Source organism: Enterococcus sp. LJL51, from assembly GCF_054871795.1.
Genome location: NZ_JBTXLW010000004.1, coordinates 109,101 through 134,010, shown reverse-complemented (window position 1 = coordinate 134,010; position 24,910 = coordinate 109,101). Strand labels below are relative to the sequence as shown.

Annotated in this window: 23 protein-coding genes; 12 read left to right on the top strand and 11 right to left on the bottom strand. The window is 39.4% G+C overall.

Annotated features, from left to right (window positions below; all coding sequences use genetic code 11):
• The first annotated feature begins 369 nt into the window (after positions 1 to 369).
• The 4 genes from ACYSNQ_RS05935 to efp all read left to right on the top strand — a co-directional run bounded on the left by ACYSNQ_RS05935 (position 370) and on the right by efp (position 2,388).
• Positions 370 to 843 (top strand): C39 family peptidase, encoded by a 474-nt coding sequence (locus tag ACYSNQ_RS05935; protein WP_426081942.1) that lies wholly within the window; start codon positions 370 to 372, stop codon positions 841 to 843.
• On the top strand, positions 844 to 1,224 hold the full coding sequence (locus tag ACYSNQ_RS05930) for a hypothetical protein (RefSeq protein ID WP_426081941.1): 381 nt from the start codon (positions 844 to 846) through the stop codon (positions 1,222 to 1,224).
• A 31-nt stretch (positions 1,225 to 1,255) separates the two neighbouring features.
• Positions 1,256 to 1,699, top strand: a complete 444-nt coding sequence (locus ACYSNQ_RS05925; RefSeq protein WP_426081940.1) for a hypothetical protein — start codon at positions 1,256 to 1,258, stop codon at positions 1,697 to 1,699.
• Positions 1,700 to 1,827: 128 nt separating this feature from the next.
• Entirely contained in the window at positions 1,828 to 2,388 is a 561-nt protein-coding gene (gene efp, locus ACYSNQ_RS05920; protein ID WP_426081939.1) for an elongation factor P, read from the top strand.
• Between the two features lie 144 nt (positions 2,389 to 2,532).
• On the opposite strand, the gene ACYSNQ_RS05915 is transcribed toward efp, so the two are convergent.
• A complete protein-coding gene (locus ACYSNQ_RS05915; protein ID WP_426081938.1) occupies positions 2,533 to 3,180 on the bottom strand; it encodes a FusB/FusC family EF-G-binding protein in 648 nt (215 codons plus the stop codon).
• Positions 3,181 to 3,675: 495 nt separating this feature from the next.
• Here ACYSNQ_RS05915 and ACYSNQ_RS05910 point away from each other — a divergent pair, with 495 nt between their 5' ends.
• Entirely contained in the window at positions 3,676 to 4,368 is a 693-nt protein-coding gene (locus tag ACYSNQ_RS05910) for a hypothetical protein (protein ID WP_426081936.1), read from the top strand.
• Between the two features lie 167 nt (positions 4,369 to 4,535).
• On the top strand, positions 4,536 to 4,865 hold the full coding sequence (locus ACYSNQ_RS05905; RefSeq protein WP_426081935.1) for a thioredoxin family protein: 330 nt from the start codon (positions 4,536 to 4,538) through the stop codon (positions 4,863 to 4,865).
• A gap of 203 nt (positions 4,866 to 5,068) precedes the next feature.
• Here ACYSNQ_RS05905 and ACYSNQ_RS05900 read toward each other — a convergent pair whose 3' ends face one another.
• Complete coding sequence (locus ACYSNQ_RS05900) at positions 5,069 to 6,520, bottom strand: NAD-dependent succinate-semialdehyde dehydrogenase (RefSeq protein WP_426081934.1); 1,452 nt, start codon at positions 6,518 to 6,520, stop codon at positions 5,069 to 5,071.
• A 318-nt stretch (positions 6,521 to 6,838) separates the two neighbouring features.
• Here ACYSNQ_RS05900 and ACYSNQ_RS05895 point away from each other — a divergent pair, with 318 nt between their 5' ends.
• Positions 6,839 to 7,705: an NmrA family NAD(P)-binding protein gene (locus ACYSNQ_RS05895; RefSeq protein ID WP_426081933.1), complete on the top strand. Its 867-nt coding sequence runs from the start codon at positions 6,839 to 6,841 to the stop codon at positions 7,703 to 7,705.
• A gap of 113 nt (positions 7,706 to 7,818) precedes the next feature.
• Here the strand turns inward: ACYSNQ_RS05895 and ACYSNQ_RS05890 are convergent, their stop codons facing one another.
• The 4 genes from ACYSNQ_RS05890 to ACYSNQ_RS05875 are packed head-to-tail and all read right to left on the bottom strand — an operon-like array spanning position 7,819 to position 12,425.
• Positions 7,819 to 8,253, bottom strand: coding sequence for a GNAT family N-acetyltransferase (locus ACYSNQ_RS05890; RefSeq protein WP_426081932.1), 435 nt, complete (start codon positions 8,251 to 8,253; stop codon positions 7,819 to 7,821).
• A 37-nt stretch (positions 8,254 to 8,290) separates the two neighbouring features.
• Entirely contained in the window at positions 8,291 to 10,414 is a 2,124-nt protein-coding gene (locus tag ACYSNQ_RS05885; protein WP_426081931.1) for a DUF4129 domain-containing transglutaminase family protein, read from the bottom strand.
• Positions 10,411 to 11,481, bottom strand: a complete 1,071-nt coding sequence (locus ACYSNQ_RS05880; RefSeq protein ID WP_426081929.1) for a DUF58 domain-containing protein — start codon at positions 11,479 to 11,481, stop codon at positions 10,411 to 10,413. Before ACYSNQ_RS05880 ends, ACYSNQ_RS05885 begins: the two co-directional genes overlap by 4 nt.
• Positions 11,478 to 12,425: an AAA family ATPase gene (locus ACYSNQ_RS05875; protein WP_426081928.1), complete on the bottom strand. Its 948-nt coding sequence runs from the start codon at positions 12,423 to 12,425 to the stop codon at positions 11,478 to 11,480. Before ACYSNQ_RS05875 ends, ACYSNQ_RS05880 begins: the two co-directional genes overlap by 4 nt.
• 506 nt (positions 12,426 to 12,931) lie before the next feature.
• Between ACYSNQ_RS05875 and ACYSNQ_RS05870 the strand changes: the two genes are divergently transcribed.
• The 3 genes from ACYSNQ_RS05870 (at position 12,932) to ACYSNQ_RS05860 (ending at position 15,205) form a co-directional block, all read left to right on the top strand.
• Positions 12,932 to 13,357, top strand: a complete 426-nt coding sequence (locus tag ACYSNQ_RS05870; RefSeq protein WP_426081927.1) for a MarR family winged helix-turn-helix transcriptional regulator — start codon at positions 12,932 to 12,934, stop codon at positions 13,355 to 13,357.
• A gap of 83 nt (positions 13,358 to 13,440) precedes the next feature.
• The gene (locus tag ACYSNQ_RS05865) at positions 13,441 to 14,079 is read left to right on the top strand and encodes an SDR family oxidoreductase (protein ID WP_426081926.1); all 639 of its coding nucleotides are present in this window, start codon (positions 13,441 to 13,443) and stop codon (positions 14,077 to 14,079) included.
• Between the two features lie 22 nt (positions 14,080 to 14,101).
• A complete protein-coding gene (locus ACYSNQ_RS05860; protein WP_426081925.1) occupies positions 14,102 to 15,205 on the top strand; it encodes an NADH-dependent flavin oxidoreductase in 1,104 nt (367 codons plus the stop codon).
• Positions 15,206 to 15,272: 67 nt separating this feature from the next.
• Here the strand turns inward: ACYSNQ_RS05860 and ACYSNQ_RS05855 are convergent, their stop codons facing one another.
• Entirely contained in the window at positions 15,273 to 16,742 is a 1,470-nt protein-coding gene (locus ACYSNQ_RS05855) for an alanine/glycine:cation symporter family protein (RefSeq protein ID WP_426081924.1), read from the bottom strand.
• 294 nt (positions 16,743 to 17,036) lie between these two features.
• Here ACYSNQ_RS05855 and ACYSNQ_RS05850 point away from each other — a divergent pair, with 294 nt between their 5' ends.
• Positions 17,037 to 17,816, top strand: coding sequence for a hypothetical protein (locus tag ACYSNQ_RS05850; protein WP_426081922.1), 780 nt, complete (start codon positions 17,037 to 17,039; stop codon positions 17,814 to 17,816).
• Positions 17,817 to 17,889: 73 nt separating this feature from the next.
• On the opposite strand, the gene ACYSNQ_RS05845 is transcribed toward ACYSNQ_RS05850, so the two are convergent.
• Positions 17,890 to 18,210, bottom strand: a complete 321-nt coding sequence (locus tag ACYSNQ_RS05845) for a hypothetical protein (protein WP_426081921.1) — start codon at positions 18,208 to 18,210, stop codon at positions 17,890 to 17,892.
• A 170-nt stretch (positions 18,211 to 18,380) separates the two neighbouring features.
• Here ACYSNQ_RS05845 and ACYSNQ_RS05840 point away from each other — a divergent pair, with 170 nt between their 5' ends.
• Positions 18,381 to 20,594 carry a tetratricopeptide repeat protein gene (locus ACYSNQ_RS05840; protein ID WP_426081920.1) on the top strand — a complete coding sequence of 738 codons (2,214 nt, stop codon included), beginning with the start codon at positions 18,381 to 18,383 and terminating at the stop codon, positions 20,592 to 20,594.
• A gap of 76 nt (positions 20,595 to 20,670) precedes the next feature.
• On the opposite strand, the gene ACYSNQ_RS05835 is transcribed toward ACYSNQ_RS05840, so the two are convergent.
• The 3 genes from ACYSNQ_RS05835 to ACYSNQ_RS05825 all read right to left on the bottom strand — a co-directional run bounded on the left by ACYSNQ_RS05835 (position 20,671) and on the right by ACYSNQ_RS05825 (position 24,901).
• Entirely contained in the window at positions 20,671 to 23,322 is a 2,652-nt protein-coding gene (locus ACYSNQ_RS05835) for a calcium-translocating P-type ATPase, PMCA-type (RefSeq protein WP_426081919.1), read from the bottom strand.
• 380 nt (positions 23,323 to 23,702) lie between these two features.
• Positions 23,703 to 24,284: a TerD family protein gene (locus tag ACYSNQ_RS05830; protein ID WP_426081918.1), complete on the bottom strand. Its 582-nt coding sequence runs from the start codon at positions 24,282 to 24,284 to the stop codon at positions 23,703 to 23,705.
• A 35-nt stretch (positions 24,285 to 24,319) separates the two neighbouring features.
• Entirely contained in the window at positions 24,320 to 24,901 is a 582-nt protein-coding gene (locus ACYSNQ_RS05825) for a TerD family protein (RefSeq protein WP_426081917.1), read from the bottom strand.
• Positions 24,902 to 24,910: the final 9 nt, after the last annotated feature.

The window sequence follows — 24,910 nt, the reverse complement described above, 5'->3', positions numbered from 1 at the left end:
TATAGCAGATTATCAGATGTCGTGTGTGGATAAAAAACTGTTTGCTTTTTGCATACTTAAAAGTAAGTAGAATGAAAATAAAAAATCAAAAAAAATGATAGGCTTTGCCAAATTTTTTACGCTCATTATGTTGAAGGTAAAGGCTTATCTCCAATAAGGCTGTAGTCAAGTTAGCAGAAATGACAGAAAAATGAATGAATGTATAGAGAAATACAGAAAGACTATTGCCTAAATAGCTAGAACAGGGTACTTTAAAAGTAATAAGAAAGAATGAACACTGGGAAGGTTTAGCTAAGAAAGGCAGAGGAGAACTTTTTTTCTGAAATAAACAAGTTGTTTGGCTGGTTGAACAACTACGGAGGGATTATGATGAAAAAGAGGAACAGAAAATTCTGGTTTTTAGGAGGAGCAGTTATTCTCATGATTTTCCTAATCTTTTTAGGAGGAAGAATCCTAAAGAAAGAATCAGGAAAATCAACTGATGCTACAATTGGCTCGTCAATCAACGAGGGCAGACCTGCAGTCAGCTCGTCAAGCTCGATAGAGAAAGATGACGGAGATCGTATTCCCAGCAAAGAAATCAGTACAAGTGAGCAGCAGAGTACAATGAGCGACACGTCAAATGAGAGAAAACACGAATATGAAACTGTGCTGGGCGTAGAGATTGAACGGAAAATAAGTTTGCCAATTAGACAGCGAATACAAGAGACAAATTACTACTGTGTACCAGCAACTGTCCAAATGCTGCTGGAGAGTTTTGGTTTTGATGTTGAGCAAGAAATAGTGGCACAACAAATGAAAACGAGTTCTGTTACGGGTACAGAATATATTGAGATGGTTTAAGTGATTAATGCTTATTTATTTGATAAGGAAATAGCGGATGAAGGTGAATCAGGCTATCGGGTACAAGTAGTTGCTGCTAATGAAACGGAAGAGGGAGAGAATTTATTTAAAAAAAGAATAAAAAATAATATTGATAATGGCTATCCAAGCTTTGCAGCAGTGGATTTGAATAAATTATATCCCGATTTACCTAGAGCGAATCATATGATATTAATAGTTGGTTATGCCACTTATAAAAATAGTGAAGAAATTGCATTTTATTATATAAATGATCCCTATCCTCTTGTTCAAGACCCAGTTTTTGGAAATCAAAAAATAGTTCCGGAATACGAGCTGTTTGAAGCAATCACTCAAAATGAGGAGCCTGCATATATTTGGTAAGGATTTGTATAAAAAGAACAGGGGGATAGTGATGAAAAAGCGGATGGTTGTTCTTTGTTTTCTTCAGTTGATCATTCTAGGTTCTTGTAAAAATAATTCTGAGCGAACTAAGGAGATACTGCCTGAATCAAGCTATTTAGGAGAATGGAAAGTAACCTATACAAATGACCAGAATTTAACTTATGATTTTTTGGAAGACAAGATAATTATAAAGGATGGAAATGGTAAGAGCAGTACATTGCCTTATCATGTAAATCAGAAAACAGACAAATATATTAATTTTACAGAGGCAGATAGTGAAATGGAGATAACACTTACGCTCCATTTCCCCTACACTACAGATTTGTCAACAGCAGTTCTCTTGTCCAACGTGACGAAAGAGGAGCCTTTGTCAGATAACTTATTTGCTGTGATGAATCGGGAGGAGTACATTGATTATACTCCATACTATGATTATCAAGAATATTTAGAATGAAAAAATCAAGCAGCAAAAAGAAAAAAGTGAGAAATTGATGATCTGTTCCGTTATTTCCTAGCTTAACGTTAGGGAATTTGCTACAATGATTTGGAGATTATTTTTTTAGAAAAGAGGAGGATCATCCCATGATTGCAATCAGTGATCTTAAATCAGGAATGACATTTGAACAAGATGGTAAATTAATCAAAGTATTAGAGGCAAGCCACCACAAGCCTGGTAAAGGAAATACAGTTATGCGTATGAAGCTGAAGGATGTGCGTTCAGGTTCTACCACTGAAACAACGATGCGTCCAGATGATAAGGTGAAAAAGGCTCATATCGATACAAAACCTGCGCAATACTTATACAGCCAGGACGATACAGCAATTTTCATGGATATGGAAACATATGAGCAATATGAAATTCCAACTGAAGCAATTGATGAAGAGCTAAAATATCTTTTAGAAAATATGGAAGTTAAGATTCAGTTCTACGGTTCAGAAGTAATAGGTATTACTTTGCCGACTACAGTTATTTTGACTGTAGCTGAAACACAGCCTTCAATCAAAGGGGCTACAGTTACAGGCTCTGGTAAACCAGCAACAATGGAAACTGGCTTAGTAGTGAATGTTCCTGACTTTGTTGAAGCAGGTGAAAAGCTGGAAATCAATACACAAGAAGGTACTTACCTGAAACGTGCAAAATAAAAAATGAAAACCGGAACGGTATTTGAGGCCGTTCCGGTTTTTTTATATGCTTGTGGAAGGAAAACGTTGCTTATGGTATCTTTCCTTAAGACGAATACAATGCGCCTAAAAAGCTGAAAATAGCAAATGTATGCACAGATTTAGTTATTTTGCTGCCTGAACATTTTTAATAAAGGCAGAAAGTTCTTCTGTTTCCAGCAGTTGATGGTTGCATTGATCACTATCGTGACAGATATAGTTGCCCTTCTTTGTATACGTACCATCGCTGGCTGTTTTGGTTGTTGCCAAAAACAGTGAGACATTAGAAATCGTTTTACAAATTGCACAGGCACCCTTAATGATTTCAGGAGAAAGGACGCCGGAAACACCAACTAGCTTATCCCCTTGATGAGTGATAATAAACTTTCTTTGTGTTCCAGGATCGTTCCAGCCTACATAGGTGTGATCTCTTAAATCCAGCTCAGACCATTCTGGAATTTTTAGTTTTTTTGTTTTTCGAAACAATTTAGTCAGCTGAGGATTAGAAGGCGGATCAAAAGGAATAACCTGCTCTTTAAGCGTAGCAAGATAGCGCTCCATTCGACTGCGGGTTATTCGGATATTCATCATTTTTTCCATAAAAGCATCTACCTCAGGCTGTCCTTCTGGAAAAAGCTCATTGATTTTTCCAATTGCCAATGCCTGAATCGTTTTCACTGTCCCAGAATCATTGACTGAGGTATAGGTATTTATCAGCGTTTCTGCCTGATTTTTCACGTAATTATATTCATATGGTTGAATTGTTGGGTTCATTTGTTTGTTCCTTTCAAATAATTTCTATGGTCAAAATACCTTGATGAAAGGCAATGATTATTCCAACAAAGTATTTTGTTAGTGAGTAAAATCCTGGGCTGTTAAAGAAGATATAGTAGCGTATATCATAGCATCACCCCCCTTAATAAGAATTAGTTTATAATGCAGCCTGCAAAGCGGCTGTTAGATTGCTTAGATATATCGTCTAGTATAACGCAATGACTGGAAAATAAAAATTATTCTACTATAGAATGGCTGGAAAGACAAGGGACGCTGTTTATAAATACCAGAGATTGATAAGGTTATATTTTGTGTAAATGTAAAGAAATAGAGAATCGTTTAATGTCGATTGAAAATAGGAAGCTTGTAGTAGTAAAAAATATATATTGCTCACAATTGAATTGAAATATTAATAATTTTGATTGTAAAAAATATTGATAAGATTTTTATTTATGTTAAAATTTTATTGTAATTATAAAAAAAGGAGATGTAAAAATGAAAAAAAGTTTAAAATTGGGATTTTTAGTTACCGGTTTAATTACTGGTGTGCTTGCATTAGGAATCAATCACCAATCTCAGATTTCAGAAGCAGAGGATGAGGTGGCTTCTACAAGAAGTATCAATTATTTCTATAGCGCTGATTTAAATTTAAGACATATGAACAATAGAAATCCGGAAGAGCCGACAGCACCAATTACGATGACTATTAATCATTATGTAGATGGCTATACGGGAGAGTACTATATATATAAACAGGAGTATTTTTTTAATTTGAAAGAAGGCAGAACTTTTTATCCAGAGGAGCATTATTTGAATTTTGATTTTAATGAATGGGAACCAGAATATTCACATACTAATTTAGAAACAGATGAACCCTTCCAAATTACTGAGGATAATAGAGGAATGACCATTAATTATTACTATAAAGCGGATTTAAATCTTTCTATTCAAAGCTCTGGGCAAGAACATCCGGAGAATAAGCCTGTTGTAATGACATTAAATCACTATGTAGAAAATGGTTCTGCATATGGTTACCATATTTATAAACAGGAGACCTTCTATCATTTGGATAAATCACAAAGAGTATTCTCACCAGCAGATCATTATTTAAACTTTGATTTTACCGAATGGGAACCAGAGTTCTCTCATACAAACCTAGAATCGGATGCACCGTTTTATATTGAATAATTAATGTTAGAAAAGGGGATTATTTTATTATTCCCTTTTTCTTTTTTCAGAGAAAAATTACTATCAAATACAAGAAAAAGATGTAAGCAATTTACTAGTCTTTTCCTACCCTATTATGCTATATTTGGTTAAAATTGGTCAAAGATTTCTTTGAAGGAGTGATGGATATGGCTAATTTACATAGTATAGAAGAAATTCGTTCATTTGTTGCAGAGAATAAATGGGCATTCCTTTATGTTTCTCAGCAAAATTGTTCTGTCTGTCATTCTGTCCTACCCAAATTGAAACAGCTGCTGGCACAATACCCAGACATCCAATTGGGGGAAGTAGATGGTGAAGAGGTGAAAGCTGTATCTGCTGAATATCAGATTTTTTCAGCACCAACGCTGCTGCTTTTTATTGACGGCAAAGAATTTATCCGCGAAGGTCGATTTGTTCAGTTTCAAAAATTAGCGTTTGATATTGAACGGTTATATACCTTTGAAACAGAGCTGTAGGAAGAAACGAGTGGGACTAGAGCGATTAGTGGAATAAGTAGTAAAGGTGGCAGCCGGCAATCTTTACTTGAAACGAATGATGAACTAGTGGTTTTTCACTATCAGAATGTAGGATGACTAATCTGAAGTAAGCTGAACCAAAAAGTTTTTTTTAAATTAAAGAGCGCAACAAAATGAATCGTTCGTTTTGTTGCGCTCCATTATTATGCTTTGATTGTAATGAATTTTATAACAACATATTCTTCAATACCGTAAGCACCGTTTTCTCTACCAAAGCCGGAATGCTTCACACCGCCGAAGGGGGTAGCTGAATTAGAGATGTCCACATCATTCACGCCAACCATGCCATAGGCTAGTTTTCGACTGACATTTGTGATGGTATGGATGTTATCGGCAAAGAAGTAAGAAGCTAAACCAAAAGGTGTATCATTGGCAGCTTTAATCACTTCTTCCTCATCGGAAAAAGTAATCAGCGGAATGACCGGACCAAAGGTTTCTTTATAATAGATGTCCATGTCTGTAGTAACTCCATCCACTATGGTAGGTTCAAAAAAGAAGCCGTCTGCATAGGCACCACTTGTTAACTGACTCCCCCCATAGAGAATGTCAGCACCTTTGTCAGCTGCGTCCTGCAGCTGCTTTTTGACTTTATCCAAGCCACCCTGATTAATTAATGGACCTGTTGTGGGGTTATCCAATCCATTTCCAACAGTCACTTCTTTTATTTTTTCAAGAATAAGTTTTGTTGCTTCAGATTTAATCTCTTCGTGAATAAAAATCCGATTTGGCGAGGTGCAGACCTGCCCGTTGTTTCTAAATTTTGCAGCAATCAGACTGTCCGCTGCCAAGTCTAAATCAGCATCAGGAAAAATGATGAAGGGGGCATGTCCTCCTAACTCCATAGAAACCTTTTTCAGTGTAGAAGCAGCTTGCTCATTTAATAACTTTCCTACCTCAGTCGAACCAGTAAAGGTTAGTTTTTGAATCTCTTCGGACGTAGCAAGAATTTCTCCAACTATTTTGGATTTTCCCAGAACAACATTGACCACACCATCAGGAAAGCCTGCTTTATCGAAAAGCTCCATCAATGCTAGCGCTGAAAGTGGTGTTTCAGAAGAAGGCTTCAAAATTACTGTACAGCCTGCTGCGATTGCCGGGGCGATTTTGCGGATAATCATATTAGATGGAAAGTTCCAAGGCGTAATAGCTGCAACAACACCTATCGGCTGCTTTTCAGCAAGCCATTGCTTATCGTCGGGAGAAGGAATAATATCCCCGTAGATTCGTTGAGCTTCGCTGGCGTTCCAACGTAGATTTTCAATATTGGTTTGAATTTCTGCTGTGGCTTGCTGTAGTGGCTTCCCCTGCTCCATCGTCATGATGGTTGCCAGACGTTCTTGATCGTCAGAAATCAAATCTGCCGCTTTATTCATCAAGTCAGCCCGTTCAGCTGGCGATGTTTTAGACCATTTAGAAAAAGCAGAGGCAGCAGCTTCGACTGCACGTAAAGTTTCATTTCGGCCGCCTTGCTGAACAGCTGTCAACGTTTCACCAGTAGCAGGATTGATTACGGACTTTGCTTCTTCAGAGCCATCTAGCCATTGTCCATTGATATAGAGACGAGTTTCAACGTTCGGTAATTCATTTCGTACCATAGTTTCTCCTCCTTGTCTTTCTATAAAAAGCGTAACATAGATAAAAAATCGACACAAAATAAACGCCCATACTTGTTTTAGAAGGGCGTTCTGTCTATCTGACAGGCTTTTTCCAGTTACTATGAGCGGATAGCTCTTTACGTATTTTCAGCTGAGGGATAAATCGTGTGAGAATAATTAAATTTCTCTCTTTTTATAGTACATTCTGTAGCTATTACTGTATTGATATTATTTTTTGAGGTAAAATTGTTATAACAAAACGCTTGTTTTGTAAATGGATAGTGGTCAATTAATATGAAGAAAACAGGAGGAAGAGCAATGATACTTGTAACTGGTGCAGCCGGAAATGTCGGCAAAAGAATAATCACTGAATTAGTCAATAGAGGACTTTCAATCAAGGCATTTGATATTAATCCCAAAGTAGAAGAATTAAAAGCGCTTGGTGTTTCTGAAACGATGGTCGGAGATGCACGTTCAGCCGAAGATATTGTTAAAGCTCTGGCAGGCTGCGAGCAAGTGCTTTATATTCCGCCGATGTTTGTCTATGATGAAGCGGAAATCGCCATGCATTTTATTGACGAGGCTGTTCGGGCAGAAATTAGTCAGTTTGTGATGATGACCGTTACACACCCGCTTATGTCTACTCTTCCTCAGCATACTCAGAAGTTGAAAGCAGAAGAATATTTGGTATATAAGGGATTATCCGCTGGATTGAATTATACAATCCTTCAGCCTATGCATTATATGCACAATTTTCTGGTTCCCGTAGTCTGGGAGACAGATGCTTATCAGTGTTTTTACACAAAAACAACGAAGCTTAGCTATGTAGATGCTGCTGATGTGGGAGCGGTAGCAGCTAAGATATTAACAGAAGCCGGCCATCAAAATGCGACCTATGAGCTAGTCGGGGATGATTTTCTTTCACCGGTAGATATGGTAGAAGTGTTTAACCGGATTACTGGAAAAGAGGCAGTTTGTGACCAGGTTCCAGTGCAGCAGATTATCAACTATTTTGAAACGGCAAAATATGACAGCTACTTCGTAAAAACATTTGAACAGCTTGCAAAGACGTATAGTGAATACGGCATTGCCGGCAATAGTCATGTGCTAACCTGGTTATTAGGAAGAAAGCCAACTAGTTTTGAAGAGTATGTTCTGCGTGAATGCAAGGAAAATAATTTGTAAATCTCATAGTTGGGCAATCGCTAATACAGCAAAAGAAAAGAAGTAATTTTTATTATAGAAATAAAAGAGAAAGGTTAGGGCAGGATCATATGCGCCTAACCTTTCTTCATTATTTATTGAGCCTTTCTCAGGTGGAGAATCGGATAAGCTCTGTTTTGTCCGTCAGTAGGACTCTCGCTGATTATGGAAAAGCCATTTTTTAAATAAAAGGCTGTTGCCTGCGGATTGTCTTTATTAACGTCTACTGAATCAACTGATTGTTTCATTGTTAGGTATTGTAGAATTTGCCCGCCATATCCTTGACGAAAATGATTGGGATCAATAAAGAGCATTTCTAAATGGTTGTCGTTAGTTCCAGAAAAACCAACCAGCTCTTCTTCATTAAACCATAGAAGAAGTTTAACGAAAGGGAAGTAGGAAGGAATTTCCTTTTTCAACTTATTTCTGTCAGCTTCCGATAAAAAATGATGAGTGGCAATGACGGAACGTTCCCAAAGAGCTATTAAAGCGGGATAATCATTTTTTTCGGCTGATTTTTGTTTTAACATAATGGGCACCCTTCTATTTATAGATTTAAAGCTATAGTTAAGTTAGCGAAGCCAGTATTTGAGCTGTTTTCTTCAACAGCTCATCATATTGTCCAGCATTGACTACGCTGTTTCCGTAAAGAGTCTGTTCATAGAGTGCGGTTAGCTCACTGAAGCTGTGTCCTAGCGATGGATAAGTCAGCTCCAGCCGCTGTCCATAAGGAGCCAGAGGTTCCTCAGCTTTACGCACCAGCTTTTTCTCTGCTTGTTTTAACAGATGCTGATAAGCACCAATGAAATCGGCTGGTCTCATTTTTCGATAAAGTTTAAAGCGAAGCAGGAAGAAATTCTTTCTTAACAAGAAAATACCAATGACTAGGAAGAGTCCAAGTAAACCAAAAGCATAAGGTCGAATGGAACGCCAAATTTCATCAAAAGAAATGGCTGAGTCCTTCTCTGCTTCAGCAGCCTGTTGTGTGCTGTTGGACGTGGTATTTTCGGTCTCAGTTGAGGAAGAATTGCTGGTTGACGACGGGCTCTCTGAGGACTCAGAGGCTGCTGTATTTTCTTCCGATTCTGGATTGCTGAAGCTGGGCGTAGGTTCAAAAGGTATCCAGCCGTAGCCCTTGAAATAGACCTCCGGCCATGAATGGGCATGACTGTTGCGGATAGAAAACTCTTTTCGGCCGTCCTGATATTCTCTGGTGATTTCGCCGGAGGCAAAGCCTTTAGCCCAGCGGCTGGGAATCCCCAAAGAACGCAGCATGACAATCATTGCGGAGGAAAAGTTGTCACAGTACCCTACTTTAGAGTCAAAAAGAAAATAGTCTACATAATCCCGTCCTTCTGGAAGAAAAGGTGTGTCCGTTTTAGAATATTGAAAGGTTTCCTCTGTTTTTAGATACTGTTCGATTGCCTTAACCTTGTCATAAATCGATTCTTCATTCTGAGTAAGGGAAAGCGCTAGCTCATAAACACGCGGGAGCGCAGTTGGCAGCATGGTATTTTGTAGGTCTGCGACTCCTTCGTTCGCCTGCTGGAGATCGCTTTCCTGATAAGCGGGTTCTTGCCAGACGAAAGATAGTTCTGTAGCTGGAGACGTAAAATTAATCCGATTTTTTTCCGGAATCCGTTCTATTGTCTGACCCGAAGATAAAAAGAGCTGAAAGCTCCCATAGGGCTGCGGCAGGTAAGATATACCAGAATCAATATTCATTGTTATGGGCGTCTCTGAAGCAAACATTCCCTGATATTCAGGGTCAGTCACTAAAAGTGCTGAGGGGTCTGTTTCAGTATCAATGGATTCAGTAAAGGTTTGCCAGCCAGTACCCGTATAGTAGTTTTTAGTTTCCACACGCCAGTAATGCGGCTTACTTTGAATAGCTGTAAAAAGAATGGTGGGATCATCTGTTAAAGGACCGCCTAACTGCCGGTCATCCTCACCAAATCCACTGCGTGAAGCACTGGAGGTTCCGTACCGATTGATTTGTTCGTAGAGACCTTTACTATTTGCATAATTTCGAACAGCAGCTGTTTGATAGAATAGAAAGCTTTGTGCTTGCGGGAAAAATTTATACATGGAATAGGCACTCCCGCTTATAAATAAAAGTAAAATACTACTGTATAAGAATAATTTATTACGTGAAAAAGCAACTGTCTGCTGTTTCAACTGATGGAACAGGATTGAAGCACAGGTAATTATAAGTAATGGAATCCCCAACTGAATTTGATTAACAACAGTTAACAATAAATGATAGCCGATAATTAAAAGCCAGGACAGCCAAATCCGCTCATAGTGAATGAGCAGTACAGCAAGAGCAATCAAAAAGAAAAGGATGATGACAAGAGCTATTGTTTTTGGCATATAGTTCAGCTCGCCGGCAAGAATTTGCTGGTGAGACACTAGCATTTCCTGATAAAAAGCTGTTGGCCAGTCAGGGATGAGTGATTGTCCCAAAGGAAAATAGATATACAGGCTGATAAAATAGCAGCAAAGATACAGCGGAACAGTAATGACAAACTGTCTGAATAAAAAAGTAATAAGACAGATTGCGGCAAGTATCGTTAGAAAAAAACTTCTATGCCCCAGCTGATAAACATCCAGAAAGGGAAAGCTGGCCGCGGCTAAAATGATAAAGCTTAACAATGGAGAGTACCAGTTTTGCTTTAGCCGTTCCTTCATAGTCTGACCTCCTCTGTATCAATAAAGCGGTCCTCATTTTTCCATTGAAGGCAAAGTCGCCCTTCTTTAAATGTAACCAGAAACAGCTCATTTGTTCGCTGGAGCTTTTCCAACTGAGCATTTAACTCTTCAGAATATTCAGGAGCAAAAATTACCAGCTTTTTATTTGTAAGCCGCGGCAGGGGTTGTTCAGTTTGAAGCGGCTTGATAACTGCAAAGAGCTTGTCTGAAGAGGTTTCAGCAGGATAATCTGCTAAGAGAATTTGTGTCCTAGTTAATTGCTTATCTAATAACCCTGTAAAGGAATAGTAGATAGACAGCAACTCTTCGAATAAAGGAGAAGGAGCGCCATAAAAAAGCAGCTGCGGCTCTTGCTCTGCCTGTGTCTCATACTCTTTTACTATTAGCTCGTTTCGTTTGCCGGATTGTTTCCAGTCAATCATTCCCAGCGGATCGCCGGAATGATGGGGACGTAGGCTGCGTATAACAAAGGTCCGGTCGCCAAAAGGAGAACGGAAATGAGGCTGCAGCGTCAAAATTTCCTGCAGCAGCTGTTCGGCAGCTGCCTTCTGTTGTTTTGGAAGAACAAAGAAAGGTCCTTCTACCGATAGTTCTCTCTGCTTTGAAAAGAGCATCAGAAAATCTGTACTGCTTAGCAAAAGCGGTAGGCTCTGAAAAACACCTCTTTTTTCAGGCTGCCAAACAAAATGCAGTTTTTTAGGTTTGCCAGAATAAAATGGAAACGAATAGTTTTCATTTTTCTCTAGGGGAATCAACCCAGTAGTCAGTAATACCAAAGGAAACAGGATTGGGCGATAACCAAACATTTCCAACTGCAGCTCTCCAGAATAATTAACGGTAAAATTCATGGCACCAGTTGCTTCCATTCGAATATTTTTAAGTGTAGAAGTTAGACTGAGAAAATCAGCGATTACTAAACCTGTCATAAAAAAGAATACTATCCAGCCAGTTGAGTTATTGAAAACAGCTGCGTAAAGAAATAGAAGCCCATAAATCAAACAGACAATCAGCAGCTGCAAACTGTTTTTTAGCTTGTATACGTTCATAGCTGTTTCCTAATGGGAACCGGAACACGTCTAAGTATTTGTTCCATAATTTCTTGAATCTGAGCCTCATTAGCTGTGTGATTGTTTTTTAGCAGAAGTCGATGACCAAAAACAGCCGGCAGGATTCGCTGAAGATCATCCGGCGTAACGAAGGTTCTGCCCTCTGTCAAAGCAAATGCCCGGGCAGCTTTGATAAATGCTAAAGAACCTCTAGGGCTGATACCTAACGCAATACTGTCATGTTCTCTGGTTGCTTGAACCAGCTGCAGTGCATAACGGGCAATCTGCGGGTCTACATAAACCTCATCGACTAATGCTTTCAATTGAGTAACTTCAGCTGCATTAAGGACCTGCCGGATTGAAACCAGCTGATCTGACTGCCTGTTCAAAAGAAGCTCTAATTCATCTGCAAACTCAGGATAGCCAATGTGAAGGCGGAATAGGAACCGGTCAAGCTGGGCCTCCGGTAAAGGATAGGTTCCTTCATAATCAACTGGATTCTGCGTAGCTAAAACAAAGAAATGTTCATCCAGTGTATAGGTGTGATTATCGATGGTCACATGCCTTTCGGACATTGCTTCTAATAACGCAGCCTGGGTTCTTGGCGTAGTCCGATTAATTTCATCAGCTAAAAGAACCGTAGTAAAAATTGGTCCTGGATGAAATTCGAATGCTTGAGACGCAGTATTGTAAACAGTGATACCTAAAATATCACTTGGTAGTAAGTCTGGTGTGAATTGAATCCGACTAAATTTACCATGGATGGCTTTTGCCAAAGTTTTGACCAGCATGGTCTTTCCAACACCGGGGATGTCTTCAAAGAGAACATGTCCGCCAGCTAAAAAAGCGGCAACGGTCAATTGGAGAACCTCTCGTTTTCCTAAGATTACCTTTTCCATTTCATCAATTAGCAGACTAATTTTTGACTGGGTAGTGTTCAACATACTAATTTTTCCTCCTTTTATCTATAGAAAATCCCGTAAAGAACATGGGGATGGTGCTGGATTCTGTTTCTGTAGAGCGGCTAAAAAAGCTGCTTTTAGTCAGTTGGTTCAAGTAGAGAGCCTGGCAGCGTTTAACACAGAGTGGTGAATTTGTACAGATACCAGATAAATGTTATATAGCAAATAAATGCACAGCAGCAGGCTCAATAAGCTCCGCTTTCAGCTATCCTACTGCTGGATGTCTTCATATAGGTGACACAGTCATTTTTATCCAGCGAAGCTGTCATGCAATTACTATAGTTAATTGTATAGATAACTGGAAAGCAGTGCAAGAAATCACAGAGATTTTTAAACAATAAAAAACAAGCAGCTCTAATGATTTATTCACAGCTAAACAAGGCAGGATGTTGAAAAAGTCGAAAAAACTGATTATAATGAGGTACTTAAACAACTGTAATCTATGTAGCAGGCTTATAGATAGCTGAACGATGAAAGGAGAGAGAACATTGACAAAGCATGAAAATAAGCTGCTGGCTGACTGGCTGCTTTTTTCTCAAGTACTGACAGCTATTGATGGAGCACTTGAAACAAGCTTAAAAAATAGAAATAATCTAACCTTGAAAGAATTCTATGTTCTTCATTTTTTAGCTGCACATCCGTCTAAAAAAATGCGTCTTCAGGATCTGCAAGAGAAGGTGGGGCTGAGCCAAAGTGCACTTTCACGGCTAGTTAGTCGAATGGAGGAGAAGGAGCAGGGTGTGATTAACCGGCACATCTGTTCAGATGATAAACGGGGCATCTATATCAGTATCACTCCGCTAGGAGAAGAAAAAGCTGGAAAGGCTGAGCAGACAGTCAATCAGCTGCTGGCTGTAGAAATTAAGAAGAAGCCGTTAGCTGCTCTAATAGCTCAATTAGCTTCTGCAAATTGAAAGATAGGCCGTTTTCTTTGCAGAAGTTATTATTATTCGTTATTATATGTATGTGCATACATATTCGAGAGGAGAATAGATTCATGAAGATATTTGTAGCTGGGGCAACAGGAAGAGTCGGACAAGAGCTGATTTCGGTCCTTGAAAGTAAAGGTCACTATGTTTACGCTGGTGCCAGAAAGACTGAACAGATTAAAGAAACAGAGAATATTCAAGCTGTGTTTTTAGATCTCCATGAAACGGTTGAGGACTTAGCTGAAAATCTAAAAGATGCCGAGGCAGTAATCTTTGTTGCTGGTTCTCGAGGGAAAGACTTGCTTCAAACAGATTTAGATGGAGCGGTTAAACTAATGAAGGCAGCTGAAAGCAAGGGAGTCAAACGCTATATTCAGCTTAGCTCGATGTTTGCCTTAGCTCCTGAACGCTGGAAAGAACCAGGGATAGCCAGCATTTTAGATTATACAATCGCTAAATATTACTCAGATTCATGGTTGCTTAACAACACTGCTTTGGATTATACAATTTTACAGCCGGGAACATTAAGAGAAATACCGGGTACAGGTAAAATAGCCGTAGATGTTTCTGAAGCAGGAGAAAATTCTATCGAAGATGTCGCAGAAGTTCTGGCAGAGATAGTGACTGAAGTGCAGACTATTGGAAAAGTAATTTTGATGCATAGCGGAGAACAGCCGATAAAAGAAGCTCTGCAGACAATCAAATAAACCAGAGAATAAGGAGAAGTAAATGACTAATTTAACAAAACAGCTTACATTTAAGCGGGGTGTCACTTTAAAGAATTCTATTGTGATGGCGCCCATGACCACTAAAATGAGTTTTTATGATGGCGTAGTGACGCAGGATGAATTGAATTATTACCGCTTGCGTTCTGGTGAAGTAGGTGCCGTTATTACTGCTGCAGCAAATGTACAGGATGGCGGAAAAGGCTGGGAAGGAGAACTGAGTGTTGCTTCCGATGAAATGATTCCTAGTCTAAGCAGATTATCTGCAGCTATTAAGCAGAATGGGACGAAAGCAATTTTGCAGATTTTCCACGGAGGCAGAATGACCGACTCTAAGATTCTTCGCGGAGAACAGCCGGTAGCGCCAAGTGCTGTTGCTGCTGAACGTGAAGGGGCAGAAACACCTAGGGCATTGGAAAATGCAGAGATTCTTCAAATAATTGAAGATTTTAAACTAGCTGCATTACGGGCGATAAAAGCAGGCTTTGACGGAATAGAGCTTCATGGCGCAAATACCTATTTGATTCAGCAGTTCTTTTCTCCTCATTCAAACCGTCGCTCAGATGAGTGGGGCGGGTCAGTTGAGAAACGTACCCATTTTATCAATCTGTTAGTGGACACAGTAACCGCTGCTGTCGACGAGGTTTCAGACGGCGGCTTTATTGTTGGCTACCGCTTTTCTCCAGAAGAATATGAAGAACCTGGCATTAAGCTGGAGGACACGATGTATCTAGTTGATTTATTAGCAGAAAAACCGCTGGATTATCTGCATCTTTCATTAAATGATTATAAGAGAGTATCTGTTTCAGCAGACTTTCAGGCAAAATCAATTTTGAATTATGTTCATGAGAAAATCAATGGGCGTTTGCCGCTGATTGGTGTTGGAGATGTGAGAACCGGTGAACAGGCAGAAGAGCTTCTTCAAAATGCAGAAGCAGCAGCTGTCGGCAGAGCACTGCTGATTGATCCTCACTGGACGAAGAAAGTGCTGGAAGGAAAAGAAAATACCATTCGAACAGTATTACCGGCAGAAGATCGGGATGAACTAATAATTCAAAACGGCGTTTGGGGGGTCTTACAGATGATGATGCCAGATCGTCTAGCCTAGCCAATGAAATAAAATGACTGGAACATCGTCTACTTGACGAATGCTCCAGTCATTTTTAACTTGTTATTTACTCTTCTAATCCCAGCTCTGTTGGAAGAACTATATCCACTTCGTCGATTGCTTCTTCTACTGGAAGGACAGAACCATCCGTTTGAAGACGGGTGAAAAAGCTCCGTGTTTCTCTGAAAACGATAGGACTTAAAACAATTAGAGCGATTAGGTTTGGAAAAGCCATCAATCCGTTAAAAATATCAGCTAATGTCCAAACGGCAGAAATCGTCATGTATGGACCAGCGAAAATTGCCAAAATATGAACGACTCTAAAAATCTTTGCCCCAGTCTGACTGCCGTTTGTTAAGTAGCTCAGACAGCGTTCAGAGTAGTAGTTCCAGCCAATGATTGTGGTAAAGGCAAAGAAGGAAAGACACATCATCAATAAAAAGGAACAGACAGCGTCAGAGAACGGCAGCGCAGCTGAAAAGGCATAAATCGTCACCGCTGCTCCGTCTAATCCTGTCTCCCAGGCTCCAGTTAGAATGATTGCCAGACCAGTCATCGTACAAACGAGAATTGTATCAATAAAGGTTCCAGTCATAGAGACTAGTCCTTGTCGAACCGGTTCATTCGTTTTGGCCGCTGCCGCTGCAATAGGGGCACTTCCCAAACCGGATTCATTTGAAAAGATACCGCGGGCTACACCTTTTTGAAGAGCAACAATCATTGCACCTAAAGCTCCGCCGCTCACAGCCCGCAGACCGAAGGCTCCTTCAATGACCTGAGAGAAGGCCATCGGCAATTTTGAAAAATTCAGGACAACCATTAATAGACAAAGACCTACATAGACAACAATCATTGCTGGTACGATGACTTCTGCAACTTGAGCAATCCGCTTTACTCCGCCAATCAGAACCACTGCTGTAGCAAGTGTAACAATAGCACCTGCAATAATAACCGCCCAAGAGTAGTTTTGCCCAAAAAGGCTAACGGTGTTTTGATTGGCCGGATCAAAGAACGATTGTGCTGCACTAGTTATTCCATTGATTTGGGTAAAGGTACCAATCCCCAGCAAACCGGCAAGTAAGCCAAACAGAGCAAAGAGCTTTCCTAACCAACGCCATTTTGAGCCCATGCCATTTTCTATGTAATAAAATGGACCGCCTAAAGCACTGCCGTTTTTATCAAATATTCTGTATCTTAAAGCAAGCAGCCCTTCGGCATATTTAGTAGCCATCCCTAATAACGCCGCAATCTCCATCCAGAATAAGGCACCAGGACCACCTGCTACAATTGCAGTAGCAACACCAACGATATTCCCAGTACCAATGGTTGCGGACAGTGCTGTACAGAGAGCAGCAAAACTGGAAATATCTCCCTCGCCGTCTTCTTCATTGCTGAACATATATTTCAATGCCAGCGGCAGCTTTCTCATTTGAATCCCTTTTAAACCTATTGTCAGGAAAATCCCAACACCCATAATCAGTACGATCATAGGAATTCCCCAGACATAATCATTAATAGTACTTAAAAAATCGCCCATCCCTTTTCATACACCTCATTCATTTTTTATTGATAAGTGTATCACAAAGTTTTATGGGGAAGCAATAAGAAATTAAGAGTAGTAGGTAGGGAATTCCAGTTTAATTTTAATGTTTTAAACATTTTTTTTAAATATTACGTGGAAATTAGTAATGATAATAAATTTCGGTTTGATAATATTCGTGTTTAAGAATGAAGAGATAGAAGTGAGTAGAGTGACAAACATTTCTTTGTTATTGCGATTTGATTTCTTTTGTGTTACAATTTCGTTGCGTATGAAGAAAGGATGACTGAAATGAAGAAGAAATGGAGCATTATATTAATCGGTGGTTTGCTAATAGTTATGAGCGCTTGTGGCACACAAAATAAGGATACAAAGTCTTCTGAATCAACGACAGAAGCAACAAGTAAATCCAGTGTTGCGGTGAGTTCTTCGACTTCAGAAGAAACTGTTTCATCAGAAGGTAGTGCAGAAAACCCAAGTGCATCTGAGCATTCGAGTGAAAGCACAGCTGTAGTGGGAAAATATAAAGTTACTCAGCTGACAGAAGATACAAAACAAAAAATCACAGAAGAATTTCTGAACTGGGCTGGGGAACGGGCCAAAGAAGGCGGTATGGCTGTAACCGATAGATATTTCGATCATGGTGCTTCAGGAATGGGTGACTGGTATGCAGAATCAGTAGACGGTAAAATTCAAGTACAGGAAGTGGGAAATCCAGGCTATAATGCTTATGAAATTCATGCAGTGGGCGGTGTAGCCTTCTTCATTCCTTTAGATGGAGCAGTCGGAATTAGTCATGTGCCGGATATGAGTGCGACGGCATCTGGATACAGTGAGGCCGCTGATTCTAATGGTCAGATATCAAAATATCTATTAGCGGATAATGGGATTGTCTATGAGTTAAAGGGAGTTGGTCAAAGCCTGATAGCCTTTTCTTCCGGATTTGGGTTAGCTGCGGATGACGGTAGTTTTGATGGACAGCATTCAATTGTTCCTAATCAGGTCTTTCAGGTTTCTCAAGATAATGATGCACAGGCAGAATATCAAAGAATATTATCCGCTTATCAATAAAGCGGTATTAGAGAAAAACACCCATCTAATTTTCAGATGGGTGTTTTTCTCTTTAACTTATATCAAATTAACATTAATGAGACAACACTTGAAGAAAGCGAGCTTCCAGCGAGTCTAACGCTTGTTCCAATTCTTCAAGACTTTCTTCTCTACTAAAGCGAACAACAGGGGCGGCGGCCATATCCAGCAGTTTAAGAGGGACAACCGCATCATTGGTTATCTCCAATGTAATCTGTGGATGTACGGTTGTGTCGCCGCAGGGACCGGCTTCTAGATAAGCCAGCTCATATACTCTTTCATCCGCTGCTCTGAGCCGATAGTAGCCATCCTTAATGAATCTCTTTTCATCAGTATCAAAATGCTTTCGCAGCTCTTTAAATGTAGCTAATTTCATTGCTATTTCTCCTGACTTTTCAATAGTTGTCTCTTAGTTATACTACTGAACAATACTGCTTGACAAGTGAAGGGTGAGAGATAAAAAAACAAAGCTGTATCAACTGATGAATAATATGTATGATATAATTGGAATAAATGAACTTATATCTAGTAAAAGGGGCGGAATTCATGAGTGAGGAGAGTATAAATGAATATCTGGAGCAGGCGAGAAAATTTGAAGAAGAGAAAGAATATGATAAAGCGATTGAAGTATATGACAAGCTGATTGAACTAGATTTGAATAATCCTGAATATAGATATGTACGAAGTACCTTGTATAACAAGATGAACTTGTTTCAAGAAGCTATAGATGACGTATTAATAGCTATTAAGTTTGATTCCAAGCAATCTAAATATTTTCATGATTTAGGCAATTATTTGCATGAAATAGAAGATTATGAGCAGGCGATAACAATGTTTAAACAAGCAATAAAGTTGAACAATACAGAAGCTGATTATTTTAATGATCTAGGGATTTCTTATGATGCACTAGGAAATTATAATGAAGCAAAAAAGCAGTATCTACAAGCACTAGAGTTGGATTCTGAAAATCCTATTTACTTGTATAATTTAGGCGATTGCTTGAACTCTTTAGGAAATTATGAACAAGCGATAAAAATGTTTGAACAAGCAATAGAATTGAAGAATACAGATGCAGATTATTTTAATAGTCTAGGGATTTCTTATGATGCATTAGGAAATCATAATGAAGCGAAAAAGCAGTATCTACAAGCACTAGAGTTGGATTCTGAAAAGTCTGTTTACTTATATAATTTAGGCGATTGCTTGAACTCCTTGAGGAATTATGAACAAGCAATAAAAATGTTTAAACAAGCAATAGAATTGAAGAATACAGATGCAGATTATTTTAATAGTCTAGGGATTTCTTATGATGCATTAGGAAATCATAATGAAGCGAAAAAGCAGTATCTACAAGCACTAGAGTTGGATTCTGAAAATCCTACTTACTTATATAATTTAGGCGATTGCTGGTTTGAAATAGGTGATTATAAACAAGCAATAGATTTGTATAAGCAGGCTATTCAGCTGAAAAGTACAGAAGCAAGTTATTTTAATAGCCTAGCGACTTCTTATTCTATGGAGAATAATACTACTGAGGCTATAAAGAATTATAAACAAGCCATCCAGCTTAATTCGAACGAGCCTGTTTTTTTCAGTAATCTTGGTATTAGCTACTTGTATATAAAAAAATATGAAGAAGCATTAAAAAATTTTTTAAATGTAGATATTGATACAAAGAAAATGGTAGAATTTGTTTGCATCTGCCTGATTGAAATTTTAAATAAAAATAGCTCTTTGGAGCCATATAAAGAGTTATTGATGAAGCCTCCGTTTAAATTTATTTTTGAAAACCTAGATTTTGCAGATGATAAGCTTATATTGGCTATTTTAGAGTTGTACAAATCAATTCAGATTTTCTTGAGAGATGCAGTGGAGGACTGCAATGGCAAAGAGATTGCTCACTATACTTCATTGGGAACATTGCGCAATATCTTAGAAAATAAACCATTAAAAGAAGAGAAACAGAAAGAAAAGACTGAAGAAGATTCAGAAAATCAGAGCAAAAAAATTCGATTATATAATACAGAGTACATGAATGATCCGGAGGAAGGGCTCTACCTGTTTAGTCTGCTTAATGGTGGAGAAACCGAGACAGTTATCAGTGAATTGGAAACAATGTACGCCAATTCAGATGAGCTGACCTGCAGCAACACCTTTATTACCTGCTTCACAGAGGAAATCGATCGTTTACCTATGTGGAGCATGTATGGAAATGATGGGGAAGGGGTCTGTCTGATTCTTGAAAAATCTGTTTTTCTTGATAAAAAATCAGCGGAGAGCTTTGTAGAAATAAAAGAAAATGCAATTGATGATTTTGAGAAGAAAAGCCGAATACTTTATAAGACATATTATTTAGATAAAGATTTAAGCAATGAAGAAACTGTCAGCTCAACTATCGAAGCTTGGAAAGAAATATTAACAAGTATCAACCTGCAAACAGCAGACCTGAGCTCTGAGCATAAGCAAAATGTCTTGAATGTGTTGTTCGCCTTGTTTGATGAAGTTCGCTTTCTTTTTAAATCTGATTTCTATTCTTATGAAAAAGAGTATCGGTTGTTGGTCAGCCATGATTTAAACGGGGATAGGGTTAAGGTTGATATGAATGGAGAGATTCCTAAATTGTATCTGGAAATTGAGAATGTAAACTATTCAAAAGTTGTTCTTGGCAGCAAGGTTGAGCATCCGAATATGTGGATGCCGTTCATCAAAAGAACCAGCAACATTAAATCTGTGAAAAAGTCATCTATTCGCTATCAGTAATAAACATATTCACGGTAAAGAAAAAAATGCCGGTGCTTTTAGCAGCACCAGGCATTTTTTATTTTCAAATCTATAATTATTTGTTCAACGCTTTTGATACGACTTTACGAAGCATATCAATTGGAATAGCTGCTACAGATAGTCCGAGAACGATTGCCCATTCAGTGATGCTTAACGGAGTGGTTCTTAAGATAGCTCCTCCGACAAAAGTCATCAGAATCTGTACAACGACAATCAGCAGCATGATACGGATAAACATTTTGTTTCTACTTAGATTATCGAAGATGTTCAGCTTCTCAGTTCTCACATTGAAGCCGTTAAATACAGCATACAGGATAAAGAATGAGAAGAATCCTGTGTACAGAGCGATGTCACCGCTGCCGCTAGTAAAGTATTGAGATAAGAAGGTGCCTTTCAGCATCCACAAACCAATTAAGGTAATAACAACACCTTCAAAAGCAAACGCAGAGAACATAGAACGGGTAACAATATTTTCATCACGGCGTTTTGGTTTTTCTCTCATGTAGCGTTTCAAGGTTGGTTCAGCACCGAATGCCAGTGCTGCCAGTGTATCCATAACCAGGTTTACCCACAGCATTTGAGTGATTGTCAATGGATGATCAATACCGATAAACGGTGCGATAAAGCTTATTAGCAATGCACCTACGTTTAAAGTAAGCTGGAAGACAATGAACTTCTGGATTGAACGGTAAATTGTCCGTCCGAATAAGATAGACTGTGCAATAGATTTGAAGTTGTCATCAAGGATAACAATATCCCCTGCTTCCTTCGCAACTTCTGTACCACTACCCATTGCAAAGCCGACATCTGCACGTTTCAACGCAGGACTATCGTTTACACCGTCACCAGTCATCCCTACAACCAAACCGATTTCTTGAGACAAGCGTACTAGACGGGATTTGTCCGTTGGTAATGCACGGGCGATAACGCGAATATTCGGCAAAATAGATTTTACTTCTTCATCCGGCATTTCATTCAGCTCTTGAGAAGTAAGAACGACATCATCATCCGCAGTCAGAATTTTTGCATCTTTCGCAATCGCAATCGCTGTTTCTTTACGGTCACCAGTAATCATAACCACCTGAACTCCGGCACTATGCACATCAGCAATCGCTTCGATTGCTTCTGGACGAACATCGTCACGAATGGCTAAAATACCAATTAACGTATAATCAGATGGTAGCACTTCTTCAGTAACTGTTTCTTCTGTAGTTGCTAAGATCAAGACACGAATAGACCGTTTAGCCAATTCATTGATTTCATTATCTAATTCAGCCAGCTTGGTAAATGGCTGCTTGTTGCCTTCTGCATCATAGTAAGTTGAACAGTTCGGCAGGATTTTTTCCGGTGCCCCTTTGATAAGAGTTGTGTTCCATTCACCGGCTACCTGAGTTGCTGAAAACTTTCTAGCAGAAGAGAAAGGAATTACTGAAACGTGTTCCAGTGTTCCATGAAGATTTTCATTTTTCTGTGCAAAAGCAAGGACCGCTTTTTCTGTTGGATTCCCACCGATAATCAATACATTGCCATTACTATCTTCTGAAATAACTGCGTTTGTGTTGTTAACGATGGCTGATCCTACGATTTTTTGAAGTTTACCAGGAACATCGCCCAGTGTTTCAAAGCTATCATTAGCCCCATTAATGTAAGATACAACATCTAGTTTACCTTTAGTAATTGTTCCGGTTTTATCAGAGAACAGCATGTTCAAGCTTCCGCTTGTTTCAATCCCTTCCAATTTACGGACAAGAATGTTGCTGCGGAGCATTTTTTTCATGTTTTGAGAAAGCACCATGGCAATCATCATTGGCAAGCCTTCTGGAACAGCAACAACAATAATAATTACAGCTAAAATAAAGGCTTCTACAACGTCATTTCCGACTGTTCCAAGATGAGAGAAATATTCTGAAATCAAGGCGCCGTCAAAGTTATTTTGCACCAGTACACGGTTAATCATAAAGGCGATGAAAATTAAAATACCGCCAGTATAGCCGGCTTTTGAAATCTTGTCGGCAAGGTCAGCCAACTTCAATTTTAGTGGTGATTCACGTTCGTCAATAGTCAATTCAGAGGCCATTTGACCAAAGAAAGAGGCATCTCCGACTTTTGTTACCTTCATAACAGCTTCACCTGAGGTGATTACTGCGCCGCGGAACAATGCGTGCTGGTCAAAGGTATCGCCGTCTTCATAGGTTCCGCCTTGAGGCAGTGGTGTTTTCTTGGCTTCATCAGATTCTCCATTTAGAGAAGCCTGATCCACTTTTAGATCACCCTCCAGCAAGATTCCATCAGCTGGGATTTTATCACCAGTCTGCAGGATAATCTCGTCGCCTTGAACAATATCGTCGATTTTGATTTCTACAACGTGTCCATCACGATAAACTTTGACAACGATTTTTGAGGCATCTTCCTGTAATTTTTGGAAGGCACTCTCATTTGAGTATTCACTCCAAGTACCAATCAATGTTGCCAGTAAAACAGCAATGGCAATTCCTAGTGCTTCATACCATTCTGCATAGCCTAGAAAAGCGAAGACTAAGTTTAAAACTAATGCGACAATCAGGATTTTGATAATCGGATCATCAAAATTTCCCTTCAGCTTGTCAAAAAATGATTCTGCTTGTTTCTCGGTCAGAGCATTGGTCCCATGCTCACGCTTGGACTGCTCGACCTGTTCTGATGTTAAACCAGTAAATGTCTTGTTCACTTATTACTCTCCTTTGATTTTTTGAAAGACCCAAATCAGATGACTGTTTGGGCTTTTTCCGCTGGTGACCCAACATTATTCTTAGACTGCTAAGCAAAAAAATAACAGGGTGCACTTATTTAGATAAAGAATGAGGGTGTGACAGTCGTGTGTTCATAGTCCCTAAAACCGAATAAACGATGTTTTAGGAGCTAGCCTTTCGAAAAACAAGTCAAACGATACTGAAAATAGGAGATACTCCGCTAGGTGTCAATCAACAGCTGGGTGTTTCCTTCCCAGTGTCTCTTGACAATTTTCGTATGGTTCGCTTTATTTCTCGAGGCAGAACACCTCTGTCACAACCTCCATCTTAACTCTTGTCTTTTAGTATAAAACGAATGCTATTGAACGTCCAATCCATAAGCTCGCACCAATGCCGCTAAGCCGCCTTGGTAGCCGCTGCCGATTGCGTTAAACTTCCATTCGCCATTATGACGATAAAGCTCGCAGAACACAACAGCTGTTTCTACAGAGAAGTCTTCGCCTAAGTCGAAATTCAGAATTTCCTCGTTCGTTTCTTCATTTAGAATATGAACGAAGGCATTTGAAACCTGACCAAAGTTCTGGTTCCTCGCTGTGGCATCGTCAATCGTTACTGTGATTGCAATGCGGTCAACAGCTGGAGAAATTTTGGAAAGGTCGATTTTGATTTGTTCATCATCGCCATCCCCTTCACCTGTACGGTTGTCACCAGTGTGGAGTACAGAACCGTCTTCTGATTGTAGATTATTATAGAAGATAAAGCTGTTTTCGTTCAGACATTTCCCGTTGCTGTCCAAAAGGAAGGCAGAAGCGTCCAAGTCAAAAGCTGTACCTCCATCATACTGATTGATATCCCAGCCTAGACCAACAATAGTCTTAGTTAAACCAGGGTTTGTTTTTGTCAGGTCGACTTTCTGACCTTTTGATAAGTTAATTGCCATAGATCATATTCTCCCTCTCTTTTGCGGCTGAATTTTTAGCCGATATTTACACCAAAATCTCTACCTAAAGCCGCTAAGCCGCCTTGGTAGCCGCTGCCGATTGCTGTGAACTTCCATTCGCCGTTGTGACGGTATAATTCGCCGACAACAATAGCTGTTTCAATAGAGAAATCTTCGCCTAAGTCATAACGAATCAGTTCTTCTTCAGAATCTGCATTCAGGATTCGGATAAAAGCGTTTGAAACTTGACCAAAGTTTTGGTTGCGTTCTTCAGCACTGTCAATGGTAACGGTGAAACGAATTTTTTCAATGGATGGACTCACGTTGCCAAGTACGATTTCGATTGATTCGTCATCGCCTTCGCCCTCACCTGTACGGTTATCGCCCATATGCTTAACAGCTCCGTCTGTACTTGTCGGCTGATTGTAGAAAATGAAATCAGCGTCGCTAGTTACTTTCTCATTGCTGCCAAGTAAAAAGACTTCTGCGTCTAAATCGAAATCGCTCTGTCCGTCATACTTATTTGTATCCCAACCCAAACCAACACGAACCTTTGTTAATCCGGGATTTGTTTTTGTTAATTCAACTTTTTGACCTTTTGCTAATGAAACTGCCATGTTAGAAAA